This is a genomic window from Massilia suwonensis, assembly GCF_042655665.1.
Taxonomy (GTDB): Bacteria; Pseudomonadota; Gammaproteobacteria; order Burkholderiales; family Burkholderiaceae_D; genus Telluria; species Telluria suwonensis.
The window spans coordinates 68,214-89,844 of sequence record NZ_JBHSMR010000008.1 but is presented as its reverse complement, the minus strand read 5'-3'; the positions used below and the strand labels follow the sequence as shown (position 1 = coordinate 89,844).

At 63.8% G+C, this 21,631-nt stretch carries 20 protein-coding genes; 7 read left to right on the top strand and 13 right to left on the bottom strand.

The genetic code is table 11. The annotated features are described in order from the left end of the window. The first annotated feature begins 99 nt into the window (after positions 1-99). Positions 100-855: an L-asparaginase gene (locus ACFPQ5_RS03905; RefSeq protein WP_379751959.1), complete on the top strand. Its 756-nt coding sequence runs from the start codon at positions 100-102 to the stop codon at positions 853-855. An 88-nt stretch (positions 856-943) separates the two neighbouring features. On the opposite strand, the gene ACFPQ5_RS03900 is transcribed toward ACFPQ5_RS03905, so the two are convergent. Then, positions 944-1,927, bottom strand: a complete 984-nt coding sequence (locus ACFPQ5_RS03900) for a D-2-hydroxyacid dehydrogenase family protein (RefSeq protein WP_379751958.1) — start codon at positions 1,925-1,927, stop codon at positions 944-946. A 341-nt stretch (positions 1,928-2,268) separates the two neighbouring features. Between ACFPQ5_RS03900 and ACFPQ5_RS03895 the strand changes: the two genes are divergently transcribed. From ACFPQ5_RS03895 to ACFPQ5_RS03885, 3 genes are all read left to right on the top strand, one after another. Beyond that, the gene (locus ACFPQ5_RS03895) at positions 2,269-4,134 is read left to right on the top strand and encodes a phosphoenolpyruvate carboxykinase (GTP) (protein WP_379751957.1); all 1,866 of its coding nucleotides are present in this window, start codon (positions 2,269-2,271) and stop codon (positions 4,132-4,134) included. A 231-nt stretch (positions 4,135-4,365) separates the two neighbouring features. Next, positions 4,366-6,678, top strand: coding sequence for a CHAT domain-containing protein (locus ACFPQ5_RS03890; protein WP_379751956.1), 2,313 nt, complete (start codon positions 4,366-4,368; stop codon positions 6,676-6,678). 36 nt (positions 6,679-6,714) lie between these two features. After that, a complete protein-coding gene (locus tag ACFPQ5_RS03885) occupies positions 6,715-7,194 on the top strand; it encodes a hypothetical protein (protein ID WP_379751955.1) in 480 nt (159 codons plus the stop codon). Positions 7,195-7,210: 16 nt separating this feature from the next. On the opposite strand, the gene ACFPQ5_RS03880 is transcribed toward ACFPQ5_RS03885, so the two are convergent. Then, positions 7,211-7,687: a P-loop NTPase family protein gene (locus ACFPQ5_RS03880; protein ID WP_379751953.1), complete on the bottom strand. Its 477-nt coding sequence runs from the start codon at positions 7,685-7,687 to the stop codon at positions 7,211-7,213. A 116-nt stretch (positions 7,688-7,803) separates the two neighbouring features. On the opposite strand from ACFPQ5_RS03880, the gene ACFPQ5_RS03875 reads away from it, so the two are divergent. Beyond that, positions 7,804-8,841: a MerR family transcriptional regulator gene (locus ACFPQ5_RS03875; protein ID WP_379751951.1), complete on the top strand. Its 1,038-nt coding sequence runs from the start codon at positions 7,804-7,806 to the stop codon at positions 8,839-8,841. Here the strand turns inward: ACFPQ5_RS03875 and ACFPQ5_RS03870 are convergent. After that, positions 8,826-9,287 (bottom strand): DUF2214 family protein, encoded by a 462-nt coding sequence (locus ACFPQ5_RS03870; protein WP_379751950.1) that lies wholly within the window; start codon positions 9,285-9,287, stop codon positions 8,826-8,828. The two genes, ACFPQ5_RS03875 and ACFPQ5_RS03870, sit on opposite strands and share 16 nt — an antisense overlap. Before the next feature lie 123 nt (positions 9,288-9,410). Further along, complete coding sequence (uvrA, locus tag ACFPQ5_RS03865; protein ID WP_379751949.1) at positions 9,411-12,260, bottom strand: excinuclease ABC subunit UvrA; 2,850 nt, start codon at positions 12,258-12,260, stop codon at positions 9,411-9,413. 454 nt (positions 12,261-12,714) lie between these two features. On the opposite strand from uvrA, the gene ssb reads away from it, so the two are divergent. Next, a complete protein-coding gene (gene ssb / locus ACFPQ5_RS03860; protein WP_136220499.1) occupies positions 12,715-13,215 on the top strand; it encodes a single-stranded DNA-binding protein in 501 nt (166 codons plus the stop codon). Between the two features lie 37 nt (positions 13,216-13,252). Here the strand turns inward: ssb and ACFPQ5_RS03855 are convergent, their stop codons facing one another. Then, positions 13,253-13,621, bottom strand: a complete 369-nt coding sequence (locus tag ACFPQ5_RS03855; protein ID WP_379751948.1) for a helix-turn-helix transcriptional regulator — start codon at positions 13,619-13,621, stop codon at positions 13,253-13,255. A 250-nt stretch (positions 13,622-13,871) separates the two neighbouring features. Between ACFPQ5_RS03855 and ACFPQ5_RS03850 the strand changes: the two genes are divergently transcribed. After that, a complete protein-coding gene (locus tag ACFPQ5_RS03850; protein WP_379751946.1) occupies positions 13,872-14,771 on the top strand; it encodes a hypothetical protein in 900 nt (299 codons plus the stop codon). 100 nt (positions 14,772-14,871) lie between these two features. On the opposite strand, the gene ACFPQ5_RS03845 is transcribed toward ACFPQ5_RS03850, so the two are convergent. From ACFPQ5_RS03845 to ACFPQ5_RS03810, 8 genes are all read right to left on the bottom strand, one after another. After that, positions 14,872-15,213 (bottom strand): DUF1428 domain-containing protein, encoded by a 342-nt coding sequence (locus ACFPQ5_RS03845; protein ID WP_379751945.1) that lies wholly within the window; start codon positions 15,211-15,213, stop codon positions 14,872-14,874. An 84-nt stretch (positions 15,214-15,297) separates the two neighbouring features. After that, the gene (locus ACFPQ5_RS03840; RefSeq protein ID WP_379751943.1) at positions 15,298-15,483 is read right to left on the bottom strand and encodes a hypothetical protein; all 186 of its coding nucleotides are present in this window, start codon (positions 15,481-15,483) and stop codon (positions 15,298-15,300) included. A 111-nt stretch (positions 15,484-15,594) separates the two neighbouring features. Beyond that, positions 15,595-15,999 (bottom strand): monovalent cation/H(+) antiporter subunit G, encoded by a 405-nt coding sequence (gene mnhG, locus ACFPQ5_RS03835; protein WP_379751942.1) that lies wholly within the window; start codon positions 15,997-15,999, stop codon positions 15,595-15,597. After that, entirely contained in the window at positions 15,996-16,274 is a 279-nt protein-coding gene (locus tag ACFPQ5_RS03830; protein ID WP_136220507.1) for a K+/H+ antiporter subunit F, read from the bottom strand. Before ACFPQ5_RS03830 ends, mnhG begins: the two co-directional genes overlap by 4 nt. Continuing rightward, positions 16,258-16,776 (bottom strand): Na+/H+ antiporter subunit E, encoded by a 519-nt coding sequence (locus ACFPQ5_RS03825; RefSeq protein ID WP_379751940.1) that lies wholly within the window; start codon positions 16,774-16,776, stop codon positions 16,258-16,260. The genes ACFPQ5_RS03830 and ACFPQ5_RS03825 overlap by 17 nt, the downstream gene beginning before the upstream one ends. Then, positions 16,773-18,383, bottom strand: a complete 1,611-nt coding sequence (locus ACFPQ5_RS03820) for a monovalent cation/H+ antiporter subunit D (RefSeq protein WP_379751939.1) — start codon at positions 18,381-18,383, stop codon at positions 16,773-16,775. The genes ACFPQ5_RS03825 and ACFPQ5_RS03820 overlap by 4 nt, the downstream gene beginning before the upstream one ends. After that, on the bottom strand, positions 18,380-18,724 hold the full coding sequence (locus tag ACFPQ5_RS03815; protein ID WP_379751938.1) for a Na+/H+ antiporter subunit C: 345 nt from the start codon (positions 18,722-18,724) through the stop codon (positions 18,380-18,382). Before ACFPQ5_RS03815 ends, ACFPQ5_RS03820 begins: the two co-directional genes overlap by 4 nt. Beyond that, a complete protein-coding gene (locus tag ACFPQ5_RS03810) occupies positions 18,724-21,630 on the bottom strand; it encodes a monovalent cation/H+ antiporter subunit A (RefSeq protein WP_379751937.1) in 2,907 nt (968 codons plus the stop codon). Before ACFPQ5_RS03810 ends, ACFPQ5_RS03815 begins: the two co-directional genes overlap by 1 nt. Position 21,631 lies beyond the last annotated feature (1 nt).

Below are 21,631 nucleotides of genomic sequence, written 5' to 3'. Positions count from 1 at the left end.
TCATAGCGCCAAACGGTGTGTATCCAGATGTGACTGCGCTAGAATCGTCTGGATCGGATGAGTAGACTGATCTTTTACCAAGGGCAAGTCCCAAGACTCATGAAAGCCGTTGCTCCAGGAACTGTTATTTTCCACCGTCATCGCGGGTATGGCGTGATCACCCACGTCAACCTGCTGACGGGCTGGATTTCCGCGCGCTTCGGCAACGAAGCGCGCACGCTCGACCTCAATTTGTCGAGCGACGAAGTCCAGCACGCCGATGGCGAACCGATCCTGTTCCGGCGCGCGCCGCCCGACCGCATGCCGCATGCGCGCCTGATGGCGGTCGTGCGCGAACTGCACCAGGCCGGTTACCAGAAACTGTATCTGTACTCGTGGCCCAAGCCTTCCGGCCTGCACTGGCGCTGGCACCTGTTCACCGGCCAGCGCAACTGGATGCAGCGTTCCTGGCGCGAAGGCTGGTACGGATCGGGCGCCGAGTACAACAACAACCCGGTCATGGGATGGGGCGACTCGCCCGGCGCCAGCACCGAGGAACTCATCCACGCGCTGGCGAAGTTCGACCCGCAGGGACTGGCGCAAGCCCTGGGCCGCGACGAAGACCACACGGCCTGGTTCGCCGCCACCTGCGATGCGCTGCTGCCGGGCTATATGTACAGCCTGAACATCGAGCGTCCGCCAGGCGGCGGCCTGATCGAAGCGCCGCCGGTGCCGATCGTCGCGGTGCGTGCCGGCTTGCCGGCGTACTCCGGTCCCGACATCGGCTGGCCGCCGGGCTGGGCCGGATTGTGGACGCGTTCGCACGTGATGCCGGCGCGGCGCACCAATCTCACCGGCGAACCTGAACTGCGCTGACGTGTTTCGTAGGGTGGGCGCCCCGTGCCCACCGGACACGGATTGAACCAACGCTGCTCATCGTTTTGGTGGGCACGGGGCGCCCACCCTACAACACCTCAGGATTCAGAATGTTCGTCGGCTTGCCGGCCGCGAAGTTGGCGATGTTCTCAAACGCCGCCCTGAAATACAGCTCATAACTATCCTGCTCGACATATCCCAGGTGCGGGGTCGCCAGCAGCGTCGGAATGCGCAGCAGCGGCGAATCGGGCGGCAGCGGTTCGTCCGTGAACACGTCGAGCGCCGCCATCCCCGGCCGGCCCGCGTGCAGCGCCTCTTCCAGCGCCCCCGCTTCGACCAGTTCCGCCCGGCTCGTGTTGACCAATAAAGCGTCCGGCTTCATGCGCGCCAGGTCGCTTGCCGTGACGATGCCGCGCGTGGCGTCGGCCAGGCGCAGGTGCAAACTCAGCACGTCGGCCTGTTCGAAGAAGGCTTCGCGCGACGCGGCCGCCTCGAAACCGTCGGCCATGGCCGCCTGCCGGCTCTGCTCGCCGCCCCAGACCAGTACTCGCATCCCGAAGGCTTTACCGTAGCCGGCCACCAGCTTGCCGATCTTGCCGTAACTCCAGATCGCCAGCGTACGCCCACGCAGCGTCCGCCCCAGGCCGTTCAGTTGCGGGTTGGTCGACACCGTCTGCCAGATTCCGTCTTTTAAATTGTTCGCATAGGGGACGATGCGGCGGCTGGCCGCCATGATCAGCGCCCAGGTCAGCTCGGCCGGCGCCACCGGCGAACCCACGCCTTCGGCAATCGCGATGCCGCGTGCCGTCGCGGCAGCCACGTCGACATGACCGCTTACCTTGCCGGTCTGCGAAATCAGTTTTAAATTCGGCAGCTTGTCCAGCAGGGTGGCGGACAGGCTCGTCCGTTCGCGGATCAGGACCAGCGCATCGTAGGGCGCGAGCCGGATCGCGAGCTGGCCCAGGCCGCGCGCGGAATTATTGAACACTTTGACCTCATGGCCGTCCAATATTTTGTAACAGTCGAGGGCCGGTACGGCGTTCTGGTAGTCGTCGAGAATGGCGATTTTCATCGGAGTTGAGCGAAGTTATTGATGAGCACGTAAAGGAATAACGGGTTCTCCGGGATTCGAAGTAGCCTACTATATTAGTCAACTATATTTCCTACATTTTTCGATTCGAAGAGCTTGAATCGTCGTTTGAGGGGTGTACAATCGGCCGAATATTAAGGGTTTGACAGCATCAAAGTGTATATCAGACCAGGCTTCACCGTTCCACGCTTCGCCCGCCGAGGCCTCGACACGACCGCCGTACCGCCGCTCTGCCAGAGCCAGGGATTCGCAGCAGTCCCAGCCACCTACGACGCTCCTGCCGTGCCGGGACCACACAGAATTCTTAATTGTTGGAGGTACCAATGAACCAGCCCGTGATGAGCGGTGTCGCCGCCCTGAACGTCCCAGACCACGTCAAACACCAGAAGCTCATCAATTGGGTGGCGGACATCGCCGCCCTGACGAAGCCCGACGCCATCTACTGGTGCGACGGCTCGGAAGAAGAGTACGACCGCCTGTGCGGCCTGATGGTCGATGCCGGCACGATGATTCGCCTGAATCCCGCAAAACGTCCGAATTCCTACCTGGCCCATTCCGATCCGTCGGACGTGGCGCGCGTCGAAGACCGCACCTTCATTTGCTCGGCAACGAAAGAGCAGGCCGGCCCGACGAATAACTGGACCGACCCGGCCGAGATGCGCACGACCCTGAACGGCCTGTTCGACGGCTGCATGGCCGGCCGCACGATGTACGTCGTGCCGTTCTCGATGGGCCCGCTGGGTTCGCCGATCGCCCACATCGGCGTCGAGCTGTCGGATTCGCCGTATGTGGCGGTCAACATGCGCATCATGACGCGCATGGGCAAGGCCGTGTACGACGTGCTGGGCGCCGATGGCGAATTCGTGCCTTGCGTGCACAGCGTCGGCATGCCGCTGCAGCCGGGCCAGCAGGACGTGCGCTGGCCGTGCAACAACACCAAGTACATCGTCCACTATCCGGAAACCCGCGAAATCTGGTCCTTCGGCTCGGGCTACGGCGGCAACGCGCTGCTCGGTAAAAAATGCTTCGCGCTGCGTATCGCCTCGAACATGGGCTACCAGGAAGCCCAGCAGGGCGGCACCGGCTGGCTGGCCGAACACATGCTGATCCTCGGCGTCGAATCGCCGCAGGGCGACAAGAAATACGTCGCCGCCGCTTTCCCTTCGGCCTGCGGCAAGACCAACTTCGCCATGCTGATCCCGCCGACCTCGTTCAATGGCTGGAAAGTCACCACCATCGGCGACGACATCGCCTGGATCAAGCCGGGTGCCGACGGCAAGCTGTACGCAATCAACCCGGAAGCCGGCTACTTCGGCGTGGCGCCGGGCACCAACGACAAGACCAACTCGAACTGCATGTCCTCGCTGCGCGAGAACGTCATCTTCACCAACGTCGCGCTGACCGACGACGGCGACGTCTGGTGGGAAGGCATGACGAAAGAGGCCCCGGCGCACCTGATCGACTGGCAGGGTAAGGACTGGACCCCGGCATCGGGCACCAAGGCCGCCCACCCGAACGCGCGCTTCACCGTGTCGGCCACCCAGAACCCGGTGATCGACCAGGCCTGGGACGATCCGGCCGGCGTGCCGATCTCGGCCTTCATTTTCGGCGGCCGCCGCTCGACCACCGTGCCGCTGGTCACCGAAGCGAAGAACTGGGTCGAAGGCGTCTACATGGCCGCGACCATGGGCTCGGAAACGACCGCCGCCGCCGCCGGCCAGATGGGCGTCGTGCGCCGCGATCCGTTCGCGATGCTGCCTTTCATCGGCTACAACATGAGCGACTACTTCCAGCATTGGCTCGATCTTGGAAAGAAAGTCGAAGCCAAGGGCAACGGCACGCTGCCGAAGATCTTCTGCGTCAACTGGTTCCGTACCGACGAGTCGGGCAACTTCGTGTGGCCGGGCTACGGCGACAACATGCGCGTGCTGAGCTGGATCCTCGACCGCACTGCCGGCAAGGCTGGCGGCAGCGAGCACATGTTCGGCACCTCGCCGAACTATGGCGACCTGAACTGGGACGGCGTCGAGTTCACCCAGGAACAGTTCACGCAGATCACCTCGATCGACAAGGACGCCTGGCGCGAAGAGCTGAAATTGCACACCGAGCTGTTCGAGAAGCTGTCCTACCACCTGCCGCAAGAGCTGGTGGCAACCAAGCAGCAACTGGAAAGCCGCCTGGCCGACTAAGTGCAGTACAAACCGGGCGAGCGCCTGGTGACGAGGTAGTGAGGAGACGACGGTTGCAACAAGCAGCCGCATAAACGGGAAAAGGGACAGGCCAGCGCCTGTCCCTTTTTCATTGACGGCGGGCGCCTGCGTTGCGCTCTCTGCCGCACATTCGGCGCGTTCCGCTGTCTAAGACATGTGGTCTGCCCCGGCATGGGCATCGATATCGCTTCCTGAACCGTCTGAACTGCCATGATGTACCAGAACTTCGACCTGGAAATCATCAGTCCGAAAGGGAGTGACCGGCTGTGCGCGCGGGTGCTGGAATCGCCCCAGGGCGATTGTCCCTTCATCGACGTAAAATGGCCGTTCGATGCGGAACAGGAAAACGTCCTGCTCTCGGAGATCTACGGCGGACTTCGCCAGCGCCATGGCCGCTCGAGCAAGGCGAACACGATCCAGGACTTCGGCGGCAAGCTGTTCGAAGCCGTGTTTGCAGGCGACATCGAACACCTGTTCCGGTCCTCGCTGGATTCGTCCTTCCGCTGCGGAAAAGGTTTGCGGGTGCGCCTGCGCTTGCCCGAGGACAGCGAACTCCATGAGCGGCCCTGGGAATTCCTGTTCGACACCGAAAGCAGGGAATTCCTGGCCGTGCGCGAGCATACGCCCCTGGTGCGCTACCTGCCGGTGGCGCAACCGATTCCGCCGATTACGGTCGAGGGACCCTTGCGCGTGCTGGTGGCCCTGTCCTCGCCGACGGATCACCCGCGGCTCGACATTGCACGCGAGTGGGACATCCTGCGCAGCGCGCTGGAGCCCTCGATCAGCGCCGGCCAGCTGGAATTGCGCCGCGTCCCGGGCCGCTGCACCTTCGACAACCTGCGCGATTCGCTGCGCCATTTCGGCGCGCACATCTTTCACTTCGTCGGACACGGCATCCCGGGGGCCCTGGTGCTCGAGCAGGAGTCGGGCAAGGGCCTGGAAATGGAAGCGACCCATTTACGGTCCGCCTTTCCCAGCGGGGCATTGCCGAGATTGATCGTCCTGAATGCCTGTTCCGGCGCGATCACCCAGGACGTGCCTTTCTCCGGCCTGGCCCAGGGATTCCTGCGTCAGGGCGTGCCGGCCGTGGTGGCGATGCAAGCCTCGATCACGGATGATGCCGCGCTGATCTTTACCCGCTATTTTTATCGCGACCTGGTCGAGATCGGCGCTGTCGATACCTCGCTCACCGAAGCCAGGTTGCGCATGCAGGGCAACGGCCATCCCATCGAATGGGGCACGCCGGTCCTCTACATGCGGGCACTCAGCGGCCAGCTGTTCCAGCCCGCTCCGAACCCGGCAGAACTGAAGAAACCAGGAGACACCCCGTGGCAGGCAGAGACGCCCCCGTCCGTTGTGGAGCAACGTGTCAACCGGCGCCGGAAAACCAGGGAAACGCAGGAAACGCCGCCGGCGCCCGCTGTCCCATACGGGGCGAGCCCGAAAAAACCGAGAGCGCCCCGGCCAAAGGAACATGGGCCGCAGCCCCCGATCCATTGCGCACCGCTGCACCCGGAAGCGGACGCGCCACCCATGATGACGTCGGCCGGGGCGTCGGCAGCGCCCTTGCCGCCCTACGCGGATGTGACCGAGCCGAACAGCGCGCCGCCAATTCCGGAGGCGCTGTTCACGGCGCCCGTGCCGAAGCCGGCATTGCCCGAGCGGGAAACTGCGCCGCAGTCGACGCCGCCCGAGCCGGCGCCGGAACGGATGCCCGAAGCGGACCCGGCGCCGGCCATGCCGCCTGCTGCGCCGACCGTCCAGGTATGGGAATTCAAGGCGCCGCCCGCCGTGCAAGACCAGGCGCCGCCGGCCGAGACGGAGGATCTCACGATGCCGCTCGCACCTGCGCCGCCGGAACCGGCCGGGAAAGGCCGGCGCAAGCCGCCAATCAAAAAGATCAAGCCGGTGCCTGTGGCGGAACCGAAAGCGGCCGCGCCAGCGCCACCGGTGCGGGAGCCGGTGCTCGACACGCAAGCCATCCCGGCGGCCAGCCCGGCAAGCGCAGGTGGCCCGCGATTCATCCTGGAACCCGAGCCCAACCTGCTGCCCGGCACGGAGACCGGCGCGATGCCACCGGACGCGCCCGCGCCGCCGTCACCGGCACGTGGCCCGCACGCCAGGCGCCTGCTGCTGGGTGGCGTGGCCGCCGGTTTGCTGGTGACCGTGCTGGCCGTGACGGTCGGCAGCGGCGATAAAAACCGTACGCCTGCCGGCACCACGGCGCCGGCGCCGGCGTCGACGGGCGTCACGGGGCCGCCAAGCGAATCGGTGCCGGCCGCCGGGACCGACAGCTTTCCTGCATCCGCGCCCATCATCACGCCGTCCGCCCCGCCGCAGGATGTGGCGCCACCCGCAGTCGACAGCCGGGCCAGTCAAACCACCGGTCTTGCCGCCACGACGCCCGCGCCCAAGCCCAAGGCGCGCCCGTCCGCGTCACGCAAGCCCCAGGCCAAAACCAAGTCCGACAATTGCAAGAACGTCGATGCGAATGAGCGGGATGCGAGCTGTGTGTTCAGGTGACCAATAACAATCCGGAGGTGGCCGATGAAATCCCGCATGAAGCGAGGTGTACTGGCGTGGGCACTGGCAGGCGCGGTGTCCGGCGCCGTGGCACAGGAAGATTGCAGCGCGAAGATCGACTCCCTCAAGACAGTGGCCGATATCCAGGGGGCGCTGGGCTGCGTGCAAGGGATGGTCGCCGCCGAAGCGCGCGCCAGGCAGCAAGCCGAAAAAAGTTTAAAACAATTGCCCCAGCAGGTAGCCGAGCAGCTCGAAATGGTGGCGACCAAGGTGCGCCATGTCTCGCTCAAGGAGGCGACCAACGGCGCCTGGAAGCAGATTCCGGAGTCCGCCGAGGCCGACGCCTGCTTCCTTTCCTCGGTACGCCTGCCCCCGCAGGGCCTGTGCCAGGTCACCTACCAGGGCCCGCAGGCACTGTGGACCTATAACATCAGCGACCGCGCGGGTGCCGGCTTCCTCTGCACGGCGACCTGCGTCTGGATGGACGTGCGCCGCAAGCCGGAAGCTGCCCAGTAAGCCCGATGCGGCGGGCTCATGTCTGCAACGTGACCTCGGTCTTGCGTCCTTCGAAACCATCGAAAACGCGGCGGTGGCACGCGTACGACATCGCATCCTCGCGTTCGTAATACCCCGCCACCCAGTCCAGCAGAAAGTCCAGCTTGCTTTGCTGCGCCTCCATCGACGCGTACTTGTGCGGCTCCCACGGGCGTCGGCGGTTGTTCTCCAGGCACACATCCCGTCCTGGATTCATGAAGACCAGCTCCGAACAGTAGGGCAGCGCCGCCTCCACCAGGTCGCCGTAGCAGCCTTCCGCTACCCAGTGCTGGTGTCCCGTCACGAAGACCAGCAAGTCTGCGTGAACCTGTTCCGGCGCGCGCGGCACGGCGATCTGCCCCGGTTCCCAGACGATCGTGTCCAGGTCCAGGTGCGCCAATCCATGCTGCTCGGCCAAGGCGCGTGCCCGCCAGGACTTGCCGGAACCCGAGTTGCCCATGATGAGTAATCGCATCTTGATTCGTCCTGTGATTTCCTTGAAGTATTAATATTAACGCTTCAAGTAGTGCTTGACCCTCACGCAGCGTCAGGCCCGAGGATGGGTGCACGCATGAAGAAAGAGAGGACACGATGCTGTTGAAAATTGGCGAGCTGGCAAAACGCACCGGGCTGACCGTGCGCACGCTGCACCATTACGACGACATCGGGCTCCTGTCTCCTTCGGCGCGTTCCGACGCCGGCTACCGGCTCTATGACGAATCCGACCTCGCCCGGCTGCACCGCATCCTGGCGCTGCGCCGCTTCGGCATGGCGCTGGCCGACATCGGAACCACTCTATCCGGACCGGACCTGCCCCTGGCGAGCATCGTCGAGCGCCAGATCGGCATGCTCGATCAGCAGATCGCGCAGGCCAGCGCCCTGCGCAGCCGCCTGGCGCGCCTGCGTGGGCAGCTCGACGCAGGGCGGCAGCCCGATCCGGCCGACTGGCTGACTACTTTGGAGCAGATGACGATGTACGACAAATATTTTACGCAGGAAGAACTGCAGGAACTGCCGCTGTACACCCGGGCCGAGCAGATCGAAGGCGAGTGGCAGGCGCTGGTAACCGAGGTGCATGGCCTGATCGACGCCGGCACCAGCCCGGCCGACGACAGGGCGCGCTCCCTGGCCAGGCGCTGGATGGCGACGCTTGCGCGCGATACCAATTCGAATCCGATCCTGTTCGCGAAACTCAACGCCATGCACGAGCAGGAACCCGCGGTGCAGGAACGCACCGGCGTCACCCAACAAGTCATGGACTTCATCCTGGCGGCCACGAAAGAGAATCAGCTGGCGGTCTACGAACGCTATCTCGACGCCGACGAGATGGCCTTCGTGCGCGCCAATCTCGGCAAGCGCAATGCCGAATGGCCGCCGCTGCTCGCCCGCGTGCGCACGGCAATCGACGAGGGACGCGCTTCGGATTCACCCGAAGCGCAGGCGCTGGCACGCGACTGGTTCGACCTGTTCCGCTCCTATGCCGGCGACAATCCCGCGACCCAGCAAAAGATCCGCCAGGCCCTCCAGAACGAGCCGGAGCTGAAGCAGCCGGGCATGGTGGACGAGCGCATGATCGGCTTCATCCGGGAGGCGATGCAGTCGCTGCAGCGTCCTCAGCCGACTCCGTAGCCGACGCCGCGCGCCATCATCGCCGCGAAGATCGGGATCAGCGCGAACACGTGGATCTCGATCAGCAGCAGCCGGCGCAGGGTGCCTACCTCATCGAGTGCAGGCATGAAGGCGGCGTCGGCCTTCAGTCGCTTTTTCCAGGCGGCGATACGGATCGTCGGCTTGATCGAGATGAGGCCGACCACGGCGAAGGCGGCGATCTTGCCCCAGAACGCGTGGTTGTGCAGGTAGAAATCCGGGCCCTTGGCGCCGTACCAGACGCGGATGAAACCCACGGCCAGGATGGCCAGCGCCAGCAAGCCGTAGGCGGCGTCGAAGCGGCCCAGCAACCTGACCGTTTGCGAGGACATGGCGGCAGGGCGCATCAGCGCCAGTTCGGCGGCCAGTACGGCGGCGATGCCGAAGACGATCAGGTGGTGGACGATGGCGAGGGCAAGGTCGGTCATGATGGCGGCTGGGCGGTGGAAGTGAGCCTAAATGTACCACTGGCCGTAGGGTGGAGTCGGGACTCCACCCTACAAAAAAAGGCAGAGCCGCAGCTCTGCCTTTTCCTTAACCAACTAAACCGTTTACTGTTTCAGCAGCGGCTTCAGGTACTTGCCCGTCACACTGGCCTTGTTGTTCGCCACCTCTTCCGGCGAGCCCGTGGCAACGATCTTGCCTCCGCCGGCACCACCTTCCGGACCGAGGTCGACGATCCAGTCCGCCGTCTTGATGACGTCCAGGTTGTGCTCGATGATCGCAAGCGTATTGCCCTGATCGCGCAGACGGTGGATCACCTTCAGCAGCAAATCGATGTCGGCGAAGTGCAAACCGGTGGTCGGCTCGTCCAGGATATACAGGGTACGCCCCGTATCGCGCTTCGACAGTTCCAGCGACAACTTCACGCGCTGCGCCTCGCCGCCCGACAGCGTGGTCGCGCTCTGGCCCAGCTTGATGTAGCCAAGGCCGACGTCGAGCAGGGTCTGCAGCTTGCGTGCAATGACCGGCACCGGCTTGAAGAACTCGTGCGCGTCTTCGACCGTCATCTCCAGCACTTCGGTGATGTTTTTACCCTTGTAGTGCACCTCGAGCGTCTCGCGGTTGTAGCGCTTGCCGTGGCAGACGTCGCAAGGCACGTACACGTCCGGCAGGAAGTGCATCTCGACCTTGATCACGCCATCGCCCTGGCAAGCTTCGCAGCGGCCGCCCTTTACGTTGAACGAGAAGCGGCCGGCCGAGTAGCCCCGTTCCTTGGCCGTCGGCACCGTCGCGAACAGGTCGCGGATCGGGGTGAACAGGCCGGTATAAGTCGCCGGGTTCGAACGCGGGGTGCGGCCGATCGGCGCCTGGTCGACGGAAATGACCTTGTCGAAGTGTTCCAGGCCGAAGATCGCGTCGTGCGGCGCCGGTTCCGTCTGCGAGCCGTACAGGTGGCGCGACAGGGCCGGATACAGGGTGTCGTTGATCAGAGTCGATTTACCGGAGCCGGACACACCCGTGATGCAGGTCATCAGGCCCACCGGCAGCGTCAGGGTCTCGCCTTTCAGATTGTTGCCGGTGGCGTTGGTGATCACCAGCTGGCGCTCGGGGTTGGCCTTGGTACGCTTCTTCGGCACCACGATCTTGCGGCGGCCGTCGAGGTACTGGGCGGTCACCGAGTGCTCGTTTTGCATGATCTCCTCGAGCGTACCCTCGGCGATCACGACGCCGCCATGCACGCCCGCGCCCGGACCCATGTCGACGATGTAGTCGGCGGTACGGATCGCATCCTCGTCGTGCTCGACCACCAGCACGCTGTTGCCGATGTCGCGCAAATGCTTCAGGGTCGCGATCAGGCGGTCGTTATCGCGCTGGTGCAGGCCGATCGAGGGTTCGTCCAGCACGTACATCACGCCGGTCAGGCCCGAACCGATCTGCGACGCCAGGCGGATACGCTGCGCCTCGCCGCCCGACAGGGTATCGGCGCTGCGATCGAGCGACAGGTAATCCAGGCCGACGTTGTTCAGGAATTTCAGGCGTGCCGTGATTTCCTTGATGACGCGCTCGGCAATGTCCTTCTTGGCGCCCGTCAGTTCCAGCGTCTCGAAGAACTCCAGCGTGTCGCGCAGCGGCTTGTCCGACACCTCGTAGATGGCGCGCTGCTGGGCGCCCTGGCCGATCTTCACGAAACGCGCTTCGGTACGCAGGCGCGCGCCTTCGCAGGCAGGACATTTCTTCTCGTTGATGAACTTTGCCAGCTCCTCCTTGACCGCCATCGAATCGGTTTCGCGATAACGGCGCTGCAGGTTGTTCACCACGCCTTCGAAAGTGTGCTCGCGGATCACAGTGCGGCCGCGCTCGTTCACATAGGTGAACGGGATTGCGGTCTTGCCGGAACCGAACAGCACCGCATCCTGCGCGCTCTTCGGCAGCTGCTCGAACGGCTTGTCCAGGTCGAACTCGTAGTGGTCCGCCAGGTTCGACAGCATCTGGAAATAGAACTGGTTGCGGCGATCCCAGCCCTTCACGGCGCCGGACGCCAGCGACAGGTTCGGGAAGGCGACAATCCGCTTCGGATCGAAGAATTCGATGTGGCCCAGGCCGTCGCACTGCGAGCAGGCGCCCATCGGGTTGTTGAACGAGAACAGGCGCGGCTCGAGTTCCTGCAGCGAGTAGCCGCAGACGTTACAGGCGAACTTGTTCGAGAACACGGTTTCTTTTTCCGTATCCATCTCGTAGGCAACGGCGCGGCCGTCGGCCAGGCGCAGCGCGGTCTCGAAACTCTCGGCCAGGCGCTGCTTGATGTCCGCATTGACTTTGACACGGTCGATCACGACGTCGATCGAATGCTTTTCGGTCTTCTTCAGCTTCGGCAGCTCGTCGATTTCGTAGATCTTGGCGGCGTTCACGCCGCTCTGGATGCGGAAGCGCACGAAGCCTTGCGCCTGCATGGCCGCGAACAGATCGCTGTGCTCGCCCTTGCGGCCGGCCACGACCGGCGCCAGGATCATCAGCTTGGTTCCCTCCGGCATGGCCAGCACGGAATCGACCATCTGCGAAACGGTCTGGGCCGCGAGCGGCTCGTGCGGGTGGTCCGGGCAGTAGGGCGTGCCGACGCGCGCGTACAGCAGGCGCAGGTAGTCGTGGATTTCGGTGACGGTGCCGACGGTCGAACGCGGATTGTGCGAGGTTGCCTTCTGCTCGATGGAAATGGCCGGCGACAGGCCTTCGATCAGGTCCACGTCCGGCTTTTCCATCAGCTGCAGGAACTGGCGCGCGTAAGCCGACAGCGACTCGACGTAGCGGCGCTGGCCTTCGGCATACAGGGTGTCGAAGGCGAGCGAGGATTTACCGGAGCCCGACAGGCCGGTAATCACGATCAGCTTGTTACGCGGCAGGTCGAGATTGATGTTTTTCAGGTTGTGCGTACGGGCACCACGAATACGAATTTCTTCCATTAACTTTGGCAGGCTTTCAATAAGTTTTGCGGGGCCGCGCACGATACTGTCGCGTTGGGCGGGCCAATCGGGGGGAATCTGCTAGTGTAGCGCGTTTTTGTTGCGGCTGTACATTCATCCAGTACTCTGGTGTACCAGCGATGGCAAGTTGTCACGCCATCCGGACCGCGCGCGCGAAATCGACAATACCCCAGTCCGGTGTAGGTGGGCCGTTTGCGCCGGGCTTCAATGGCAAACAGTTCAGAATCCGAAAAAAAATTTTGGCGACCCTGGGGACGGTTTCTGCGACAGCGATTTACCCTGTTTTGCGCCGCTCGAAAGGCTGAGTAAGGCCAACAAAATGTTCTTTATAAGCCGGCTTTTCGGCCCCATAATATCGTGCTGCAGTACCCAGTTCCCTGGCGCTTAGACAGAGTGCAGAGCCAGGGCTCACAAATCCTGAAGGAGTAACAACATGGCATCAGTTAACAAGGTCATCATCGTCGGCAACCTCGGCCGCGACCCGGAAATCCGCTACATGCCGAGCGGCGACGCCATCGCGAACATCGCGGTCGCCACCTCGTACAAGTCGAAGGACCGCAACACCGGCGAGCAGAAAGAGCTGACCGAATGGCACCGCATCTCGTTCTTCGGCCGCCTGGCCGAGATCGTCGGCCAGTACCTGAAAAAGGGCTCGTCGGTCTACGTCGAAGGCCGCCTGCAGACCCGCAAGTATACCGACAAGGACGGCATCGAACGCTACGCCACCGACATCATCGCTGAAAACATGCAGATGCTGGGCGGCCGCCAGGGCATGGGCGGCGGCAACGACATGGGCATGGACGACGGCGGCTACGACGCCCCGCCACAGCGCCAGCAGGCCCCGCGCCAGGCGCCACCGGCCCCGGCAGCCCGTCCGCAGCCGCAGCGTCCGGCACCGAACTTCTCGGATATGGACGACGACATCCCGTTCTAACTCCTACGCAGCGACGCGCCTTTGCACACCTCTAACCTCAGTTCGTTTTAGAGGTGTGTTCTAAATCCAAGGCTGTTGCACGATCCTTTGCAGCTTTTGTCTGCTTGAGCCGATCTAACGCAGCTAATGGGGTTCGCTGTTTGACAACAGCTGCTGGGTCAGGGAATACGAGATCTAGAGCGATAGTTCGTTGCGTAAAAATTAGGATTCGAAGAAAAATCTCTAACGAGTCACTGTCACCGAGTTCAAAGCGTTTGTAGGTTCGCAGTGGAACTCCAAGCATTGCGGCAAATGCTGTTTGACTAAATCCACGTTGTTTTCGCTCCAGCCTTACACGGTCTGATAGCAAGGATCGGTGTTGGGTGAGTGTTGTCCCAACAATGTCAGCGAACCTAGGCGTGTTCATAGAAGTTGGGCCAGATTTGGCACTAGAGTTAGCGTTGTTCCATCATACTGTGGATAACTTCGTAAAAGCTGGTTAAAATAGCTAAAACGTCGAGAAGACACAACAAAATCCGTTCTAGAAAGTCAAAAGCCACCCGGAGGTGGCTTTTAGACTCTTCTACCAACATGGCATCACCGGCTTAGGTCCCTAAGATAGGGGCGGGAGTGGGATCACATTGGGCTACAACGGAAGTATAACCCGAGAACCTTCGATGAGCAATGAGAACTCAATTGAACTTGATCCAAAGCGAATTCCCACCGCTCGGGATGTTTTGTCTACTCTAGGGCAGCCACGCATAGCACCTTATGTCGATTTTTTCAAGTGCGCTACTGATGAGGCAGCCTTAGGTGCTTACTTTTGGGGCCAAGCTATTGCTTCTGCGTTTCAGCCTTGTTTAGGGATGTATGAGGTTGCTCTTCGGAACGCAATCCATGTCGCTGCATCACGTTTCAGCTCTAAGCAAAGTAGTCACTCTCATCCATGGTATGACTACACTCGGCAAGACAGCTTGCCTCTTCGTGGCAAGACCCGAGAAAAAGTTACAGCATTACTTTTCTCAGGTTCGCCCCCAGTACGGCTCGCTTCACAACCTTCTCCAGATTCAGTGGTTGCAGCATTATCGTTTGGATTCTGGCCAAGTTTTCTTGCTGGTCTAACAAGGCCGCAACAGTCAAGAATTTTTACAGATACCTTCCACGGGAACCCAAACTCCAAGCCCGCTCATTGGAGTAATACTGACAATGTTGCATCACTGCTCAGTACGCTCAAAGAAATTCAAGATCTACGTAACGCGGTTGCTCATCTAGAGCCAATCTGGAAACCTCATCGTTTGAAGATTAAAGCTACGCACTGGTCGCATTCAGTTGCTAGTCTGCGGCAAAAGCATGCTGCAATGATTCAAGTGATGGCTTGGTGCTGCCCTGCAAGCGCAGCAGCTGTCGAGCACAGTTATGCAAACCGTATTTTTAAGAGCATTTGCTCAACCGACGCTGTTCAAGCATTTATGCATAATCCGTTTGACGCTGGAGAAATGAGTTTGTTCGCGTTAGGTCCAGGAGGCGCTCGGCGCGTCGCAGCAGTACAGCAGCCTGCAGCGAACGAAGCTGCATAAGGCACGAACTCATTCACAACGTCTAAGGGGCGTGGCCAACTTAGTTAGACTTCCTATGTTGGCCTGCTAGCGTAGAGCCGGCTAAGCATCCACCACCATCTCAAACCCGCCAAAAGATCATGCGCTTGCCGTCGAACACCATGTTCTCCGGCTTCATGAATTCGGCCATGCGCGGGTCGTTCATGACCTTGTCGTTGACCTCGTCCCGCTTGGCGCGCGACGGGTAGATGATCCAGGAAAAGATCACGACTTCTCCCTCCTGCAGGTCCACGCTCTGCGGGAAGGAGGTCAGCTTGCCCGGCTTGACGTCGTCGGCGACGCATTCGCGGAATTCGGTGGCGCCGAAATCGCGCCAGATGCCGGCGCATTTGCGGGACATGTCGAGGTAGGCCTCGAGTTTATCTTTGGGAACTGGGATGACAAAACCATCGACGTAGGCCATGACCGCTCTCCTCAGGAATGGAAGACAGGTGAGACTGCGACGGAAAACGAAAAATCCCGGTGCGGCGCGCTGCCGTGAGCCGGCTCAATGCGTGGAGCGTGCGCCCACCGTGCCGATCAGCGTATCACGGCGCAGGCGCAGCGGGGTATTGGGCGTGCGGATGCCGCCGGCCATGCCCCAGGCGGCGGCCCAGCGCAGGGCCTTGTCGGTAGCCGGACCGAAGGGCCGGGCGCCCGAGGCGCGTGCCAGCGCGACCGACATTCGTTTCATCGCGTACAGCTTGCGAGGTGAGACATGCTTGACCATGAGCTCAGGGTAGACCCCAGCGGCGGCGGCCACCGTGCCCTATCTAACGCATGGACCAGATCCGGCGCCGCGCGTCTATTCCTTCTCTGGCGCCGGGCTGGCGGGCGTTTCCGCCTCGACAATCGTGTAGACGCCGCCCGCGGTGGCGCCGGCATGCAGCTTCCTGGCGCGTAAATCGCGGTAGACGGCGGCGCGCATGATCAGCATCGACACCACCGGCGCCGTCATCAGGAGGAAGGCGGCGATGATCACCTCATGGATGACCAGGCGTGCCTGTGACACCGTGAAATACAGCATCGAGGCGATCAGCACGCAGCCGGCGCCGAGCGTGATGGTGATCGCCGGTCCGTGGATGCGTTGATAAAACGTGCGCAGGCGCAGCAGGCCGAGGGCGCCGATCAGGATGATCGAGGCGCCGACGAACAGCAGCAGGGCGACAGGTAAAGCGGCCCAGGCGGGCAGGTCGGCGATGCCGGTCATTCGATGATCTCCCCGCGCATCAGGAATTTCGCCAGCGCGACCGTCGAAACGAAGCCGACCAGCGCGATCAGCACCGCCACCTCGAAATACACCTGCGTGCCGAAGCGGATGCCCAGCACCAGCGCCAGCAGCATGCCGGCCATCCACAGGGTGTCGAGGGCGAGCACGCGGTCGTGGGCCGAGGGGCCAATTAACAGGCGCAGGGCGCACAGCACCATCGCCACCAGCACGCACACGAGTGCGTAGCCTATCGAGAGTTCAAGCAAGGTCGCCACGGGCGCTCCTGGGTTCAAAGATGTCGATCAAGGGGCGCTCGTAGCGCGTTTTGATGGTGTCGATCCACCATCCGGCATCGTGCAGGTCGAACACGTGCAGGGACAGTTCGTGCCCCTCGGGCAGGATCTCGACCCAGACCGTGCCGGGCGTCATGTTGATCAGGCAGGACAGCATGGCCAGGCCGTAAGGGTCGCGCATCGTCAGGGGCACGCGGATGAATTGCGAATTCACGTCCGCGTGCTTGGCGAACAGGATGATGCGGCTGACGTTGAAGCAGGAACGGACGATCTCGACGCCGGCCATGCCCAGCAGGCGCAGCAGGGTCGCGGGCGCGTGCAGGCGCGGATAGCCGAGCGGCTGCAGGCGGCGCAGCAACAGCGGCAGGGCGATGCCGAGCGCGGCGCCGAGCAGGATGCTGGCCGCATCGAAGGCCTGGTTCAGCAGCAGCCACAATGCGCACAGCGCCAGCGACACCAGGGGATAAGGGAGCCAGCGCGTCATGGCGCCTCCGCCGGCTTGGGGACCACCGGACCCGGTAATACCTGGCGCGCGTAGCGGCCCGGGTCGTGCAGGTCGGCGCTGGCGCGTCCGAGATAGTCGAACAGCGGGCGCGCCTGCACCGTCATCGCCAGCGACAGTAGCAGTAACGCCGTCACCGGCGCCACTTCCGACAGGTGCAGGCGCGGCGGCGTCACCATCTCGGCGGCCCAGAAGGTGCGCACGCCGAAGCGCATCATCGAGATGATGGCGATCAGGCCGGAGGCGACGACCAGGGCCATCAGGGTCCAGCCGGTGGCGTCGATGGCGCCGGCGCCGGGTTCCGGATTGAGCAGCGCATGGAACATGCTGAATTTCGCTATAAAACCCGACAGCGGCGGCAGGCCGGCGATCATCAAGGCGCAGGCGGTAAAGGCCAGCGACAGGAAGGCCATCGCCGCCGGCACGCCTTTGCCGCGCGGCTCGTCGGGCGTGTCCTCCACGGCCCAGGCTTCCATGGTCAGCGCCAGCATGGCCGCGCCCGGCGTGCGGATGCGGTCGATCAGTTCGATCAGCAGCAAAAACGCCGCCACCGCCAGCGTCGAGCCGATCAGGTAGTACAGGCCGGCCGTTACGAGCGAGGGCTGGCCGTAGCCGATCACGGCCAGCAGCGTGCCCGAGGAGACCACGGCACTGTAGCCGGCCATGCGTCCGGCGCTGTCGGTCGAGAGCATGCCGGCCGCGCCGAAGACGATGGTAGCCATGCCGCCCCAGACCAGGGCGTCGTAGCCGAAGCCGGCCGCGGCTCCGGCCTCGTCGCCGAAGAGCAGCAGCCACAGGCGCAGGATGACGTAGGCGCCGACCTTGGTCATCAGGACCAGCATCGCCGCCACTGGGGGAGACGCGGCCGCATAGGTGGTCGGCAGCCAGAAGCCGAGCGGCCACATCGCGCTTTTCACGAGGAAGGCCAGCGCCAGCACGGCGACGCCGACTTTCAGCAGGCCGATGTTTTCGGGGGCGATGGCGCTGATGCGCACAGCGAGATCGGCCATGTTCAGGGTGCCGGTGGCGGCGTAGATCAGGGCGGTCCCGATCAGGAACAGCAGGGCAGCCGCCAGGTTGACGGCGATGTACTGCATGCTGGCGCGCAGGCGCTCGGCGTTGTAGCCGTGCAGGACCAGGCCGTAGGAGGCGGCCAGCATCACCTCGAAAAACACGAACAGATTGAATAAATCGTGCGTCAGGAAGGCGCCGTTAATCCCCATCAGCAGGAACTGGAACAGCGAGTGAAAGTGCACGCCGATGCGGCTCCAGCGCTTCATGGCGAAGTGCAGCGAAGCCAGCGCCAGCACGGCGGTCAGCAGCAGCATCAGTGCCGCCAGGCGGTCGGCCACCAGGGCGATGCCGAAGGGCGCGGCCCAGTTGGCGGCGAGGTAGACGCCGATCCCCTCGGGCCAGGCGCCGCCGTCGGCATTCACCATCAGCGCGCAGGCCGTGACCAGCAAACCGAGTACCGAGGCATAGCTCAGTGCGAATTTCAGTTCGTGCCGGCCCTGCGTAAACGGCACCAGCACCGCGCCGCACAGCAGCGGCAAGAGGATCGGCAGGATGACCAGGTGATGCGGCGTCATAACTCGGGCTCCTCGCCGTCGACATGGTCGGTGCCGGTCAGGCCGCGCGCGCCGATCATCACCACCAGGTACAGGGCCGTGGTCGCAAAACCGATCACGATGGCGGTGAGCACCAGGGCCTGGGGCAGCGGGTCGGCCAGCACGCGCGGGTCGGGCGTGTTGCCGGCGGGCGTCAGCGGCGGCTGGTCGAGCCAGACGCGGCCCATGACGAAGATGAACAGGTTGACGGCATAGGACATCAGCATCAGGCCCGTGAGCACCTGGAAGCTGCGCGGGCGCAGCAGCAGCCAGATGCCGGCCCCAAAAATGATGCCGATGGCCAGCGACAGGGCGAGTTCCATCAGGCGATCTCCTTGGCCGGCGGGATGGTGGCGCGCGTGGCGCCGGGCGGGGCGCGGTGGCTGCGCAGCGACTGGTGCGCCAGCGCGACCAGGATCAGCATGGTGGTGCCGACCACGACCAGGAACACGCCGAGGTCGAACACAAAAGCGCTCGGCACGTGGATCTCGCCGAAGAGCGGCAGCTGCAGGTGCGCCGTATGGCTGGTGAGGAAGGGATAGCCGAACAGCCAGGCGCCCAGGCCCGTGCCGCAGGCCGTGGCCAGGCCCCAGGCGATCCAGCGGTGCGGGCGCAGGCGCAGCTGCGACTCGACCCAGTCGGTGCCGGCCACCATGTACTGGACGATGATCGCCGTGGCGAAGATCAGGCCGGCGACGAAGCCGCCGCCCGGCAGGTTGTGGCCGCGCATGAAGAAGTAGACCGCGATGATGCCCATGAAGGGCAGCAGGAAGCGCAGGTAGACGGCCGGGATCATCAGGTAGCCGGTCGTGGCCTGCTGCGCCGGCGTCTGGCTCACGGCCGGATCGACGTCGCTGGCCTGCTGTACCGGAATCGCGATGCTCTCGGGCGCGGGGCGGAAGCGCCGCAGCAGCGCATACACGGTCAGTGCCACGATCGACAGCACCGTGATCTCTCCCATCGTGTCGAAGCCGCGGAAGTCGACCAGCAGCACGTTGACGACGTTCGCGCCGCCGCCCTCGGGCAGGGCGCGTTCGACGAAGAAGTCGGCGATGGTGGACGGCGCCTCGGTCGACAGCAGGGCATAGGTGGTGGCGGCCAGTCCCAGGCCGCCGGCGACGGCGATCGCGCCGTCGCGTCCCCGGCGCAGCCAGCTGCTGATCGGGATACGCGGCGCCAGGCCGGGCGGGGCGAAGCGCGGCGGCAGCCAGCGCAGGCCGAGCAGGATCAGCACCGTGGTCACGGTTTCCACCATCAGCTGGGTCAGCGCCAGGTCGGGCGCCGACATCCATAAAAAGGTCAGGCTGGTCACGACGCCGGTGCCGCCGGCCAGGATCAGGGCCACCAGGCGGTGGTATTTGGCCTGGTAGGCCGCGCCCAGCGCGCAGGCGGCGCCGATCACCCACAGCAGGGCGAACAGCGGATCGAGGTCGGTCATGCGCAGCGGCGGCAGCGCGGGCAAGGGCCGCACCAGCAGCAGGGGCACGGCGACCATGGCCGCCATCAGCACCAGCAGCTGCAATTGCAGGCGCCGGGTGCCGGTCCAGCGTACGAGCCAGGCGGCCGCCTGCGACAGCGCCAATAGACTGTTCTCGTAGGCCTGGGCGCCGTTCAGGCGGTACAGCACCGGCACCCGCTCGCGTTCGGCCAGGTCGAAATAACGCCGCAACAGCACGTAGAACAGCAGGCCGCCCGCCAGCGCGGCCACGCTCATCAGCAGCGGCAGGTTCACGCCGTGCCAGATCGCGAGGTTGTATTCGGGGAGAGATGCACCCAGCACCGCGCGCGCGCCTACCGCCAGCACCTCGCCCACGGCCCGCTCCGGCATCACGCCGACGGCGATGCACAGCACCACCAGGCATTCGACGGGGAAGCGCATCCAGCGTGGCGGCTCGTGGGGTTTGTGGGGAAGGTCCTCGGCCAGCGGCCCGAAGAAGACGCTAATAAAACGCAGCGAATAGGCCACGCTGAACACGCCCATGGCCACGGCCGCATACGACATCGACCAGTCTTCGGTGCCGCCCACCTGCATGGTCTCGGCAAAGAACATCTCTTTCGACAGGAAACCGTTCAGCAGCGGCACCCCGGCCATGGACGCGCTGGCGACGATGGCCAGCGCGGCGGTGTAGGGCATGGCCTTGCCCAGTCCGCGCAGCAGGCGCATGTCGCGCGTGCCCGTCTCGTGGTCGATGATCCCGACCGCCATGAACAGCGAGGCTTTGAAAATCGCGTGGTTCATCGTATGGAACACGGCCGCCACCACGGACAGGGGCGAGCCGATGCTGAGCAGGGTGACGATCAGGCCCAGGTGGCTGATGGTCGAGTAGGCGAGTAAACCCTTCATGTCGTTCTGGAAGATCGCGAAGAAGGAACCGATCAGCAAGGTGCAGACGCCGGCCGCGCCCAGGATCCAGGTCCATTCCTCGGTGCCGGAAAGGGCAGGCCAGAGGCGGATCAGCAGGAACACGCCGGCCTTGACCATGGTGGCCGAGTGCAGGAAGGCGGAGACCGGCGTCGGCGCCGCCATCGCATGCGGCAGCCAGAAGTGGAAGGGGAATTGCGCGCTTTTGGTGAGCGCTCCGAGCGCGACCAGCACCAGGGTCGGCAGATACCAGGGGTGGGCACGTACCCGGTCGCCGGCGGCCAGCACGGTGTCGAGCTCGTAGCTGCCGGCGATGTGGCCCAGCATCAGCACGCCTACCAGCAGGCACAGGCCGCCCATGGTCGTCACCGTAAACGCCATGCGCGCGCCGCGGCGGGCGTCGTTGCGGTGCTGCCAGTAGCCGATCAGGAGGAAAGAGGTGACGCTGGTGAGTTCCCAGAACACGACCAGCTGGATCAAATTGCCCGACAGGACCACGCCCAGCATCGCGCCCATGAACGCGAGCATGTAGGCGAAGAAGCGCGCGACCGGATCGCGTTTCGACATGTAGTAGCGCGCATACAGCAGCACCAGCAGGCCAATGCCGAGCACCATGACGGTGAAGACCCAGGCCAGGCCGTCCATGCGCAGCATCAGGTCGAGGCCCATGTCGGGCAGCCAGGCGTAGCGTTCGCGCAGGACCTCGCCGTCGCTGACCCGGCCGAAGGAGCCGATGGCCAGCACCAGCGCGGCCAGGGTGACGGCGCCGGCCACCGCCGCCGGGCGGTTGCGCGACCCGGTCGGCATGCAGGCGGCGATCAGCGCGCCCACAAAAGGGAGAAGGATGAGCAGGGACAGCATCGGCATC

What these genes read in the sequence shown, in the direction of transcription:
- ACFPQ5_RS03905 (WP_379751959.1), top strand. Translation starts at nt 100, where the DNA reads ATGAAAGCCGTTGCTCCAGGAACTGTTATTTTCCACCGTCATCGCGGG.
- ACFPQ5_RS03900 (WP_379751958.1), bottom strand. Translation starts at nt 1,927, where the DNA reads ATGAAAATCGCCATTCTCGACGACTACCAGAACGCCGTACCGGCCCTC.
- ACFPQ5_RS03895 (WP_379751957.1), top strand. Translation starts at nt 2,269, where the DNA reads ATGAACCAGCCCGTGATGAGCGGTGTCGCCGCCCTGAACGTCCCAGAC.
- ACFPQ5_RS03890 (WP_379751956.1), top strand. Translation starts at nt 4,366, where the DNA reads ATGATGTACCAGAACTTCGACCTGGAAATCATCAGTCCGAAAGGGAGT.
- ACFPQ5_RS03885 (WP_379751955.1), top strand. Translation starts at nt 6,715, where the DNA reads ATGAAGCGAGGTGTACTGGCGTGGGCACTGGCAGGCGCGGTGTCCGGC.
- ACFPQ5_RS03880 (WP_379751953.1), bottom strand. Translation starts at nt 7,687, where the DNA reads ATGCGATTACTCATCATGGGCAACTCGGGTTCCGGCAAGTCCTGGCGG.
- ACFPQ5_RS03875 (WP_379751951.1), top strand. Translation starts at nt 7,804, where the DNA reads ATGCTGTTGAAAATTGGCGAGCTGGCAAAACGCACCGGGCTGACCGTG.
- ACFPQ5_RS03870 (WP_379751950.1), bottom strand. Translation starts at nt 9,287, where the DNA reads ATGACCGACCTTGCCCTCGCCATCGTCCACCACCTGATCGTCTTCGGC.
- uvrA (WP_379751949.1), bottom strand. Translation starts at nt 12,260, where the DNA reads ATGGAAGAAATTCGTATTCGTGGTGCCCGTACGCACAACCTGAAAAAC.
- ssb (WP_136220499.1), top strand. Translation starts at nt 12,715, where the DNA reads ATGGCATCAGTTAACAAGGTCATCATCGTCGGCAACCTCGGCCGCGAC.
- ACFPQ5_RS03855 (WP_379751948.1), bottom strand. Translation starts at nt 13,621, where the DNA reads ATGAACACGCCTAGGTTCGCTGACATTGTTGGGACAACACTCACCCAA.
- ACFPQ5_RS03850 (WP_379751946.1), top strand. Translation starts at nt 13,872, where the DNA reads ATGAGCAATGAGAACTCAATTGAACTTGATCCAAAGCGAATTCCCACC.
- ACFPQ5_RS03845 (WP_379751945.1), bottom strand. Translation starts at nt 15,213, where the DNA reads ATGGCCTACGTCGATGGTTTTGTCATCCCAGTTCCCAAAGATAAACTC.
- ACFPQ5_RS03840 (WP_379751943.1), bottom strand. Translation starts at nt 15,483, where the DNA reads ATGAAACGAATGTCGGTCGCGCTGGCACGCGCCTCGGGCGCCCGGCCC.
- mnhG (WP_379751942.1), bottom strand. Translation starts at nt 15,999, where the DNA reads ATGACCGGCATCGCCGACCTGCCCGCCTGGGCCGCTTTACCTGTCGCC.
- ACFPQ5_RS03825 (WP_379751940.1), bottom strand. Translation starts at nt 16,776, where the DNA reads ATGACGCGCTGGCTCCCTTATCCCCTGGTGTCGCTGGCGCTGTGCGCA.
- ACFPQ5_RS03820 (WP_379751939.1), bottom strand. Translation starts at nt 18,383, where the DNA reads ATGACGCCGCATCACCTGGTCATCCTGCCGATCCTCTTGCCGCTGCTG.
- ACFPQ5_RS03815 (WP_379751938.1), bottom strand. Translation starts at nt 18,724, where the DNA reads ATGGAACTCGCCCTGTCGCTGGCCATCGGCATCATTTTTGGGGCCGGC.
- ACFPQ5_RS03810 (WP_379751937.1), bottom strand. Translation starts at nt 21,630, where the DNA reads ATGCCGATGCTGTCCCTGCTCATCCTTCTCCCTTTTGTGGGCGCGCTG.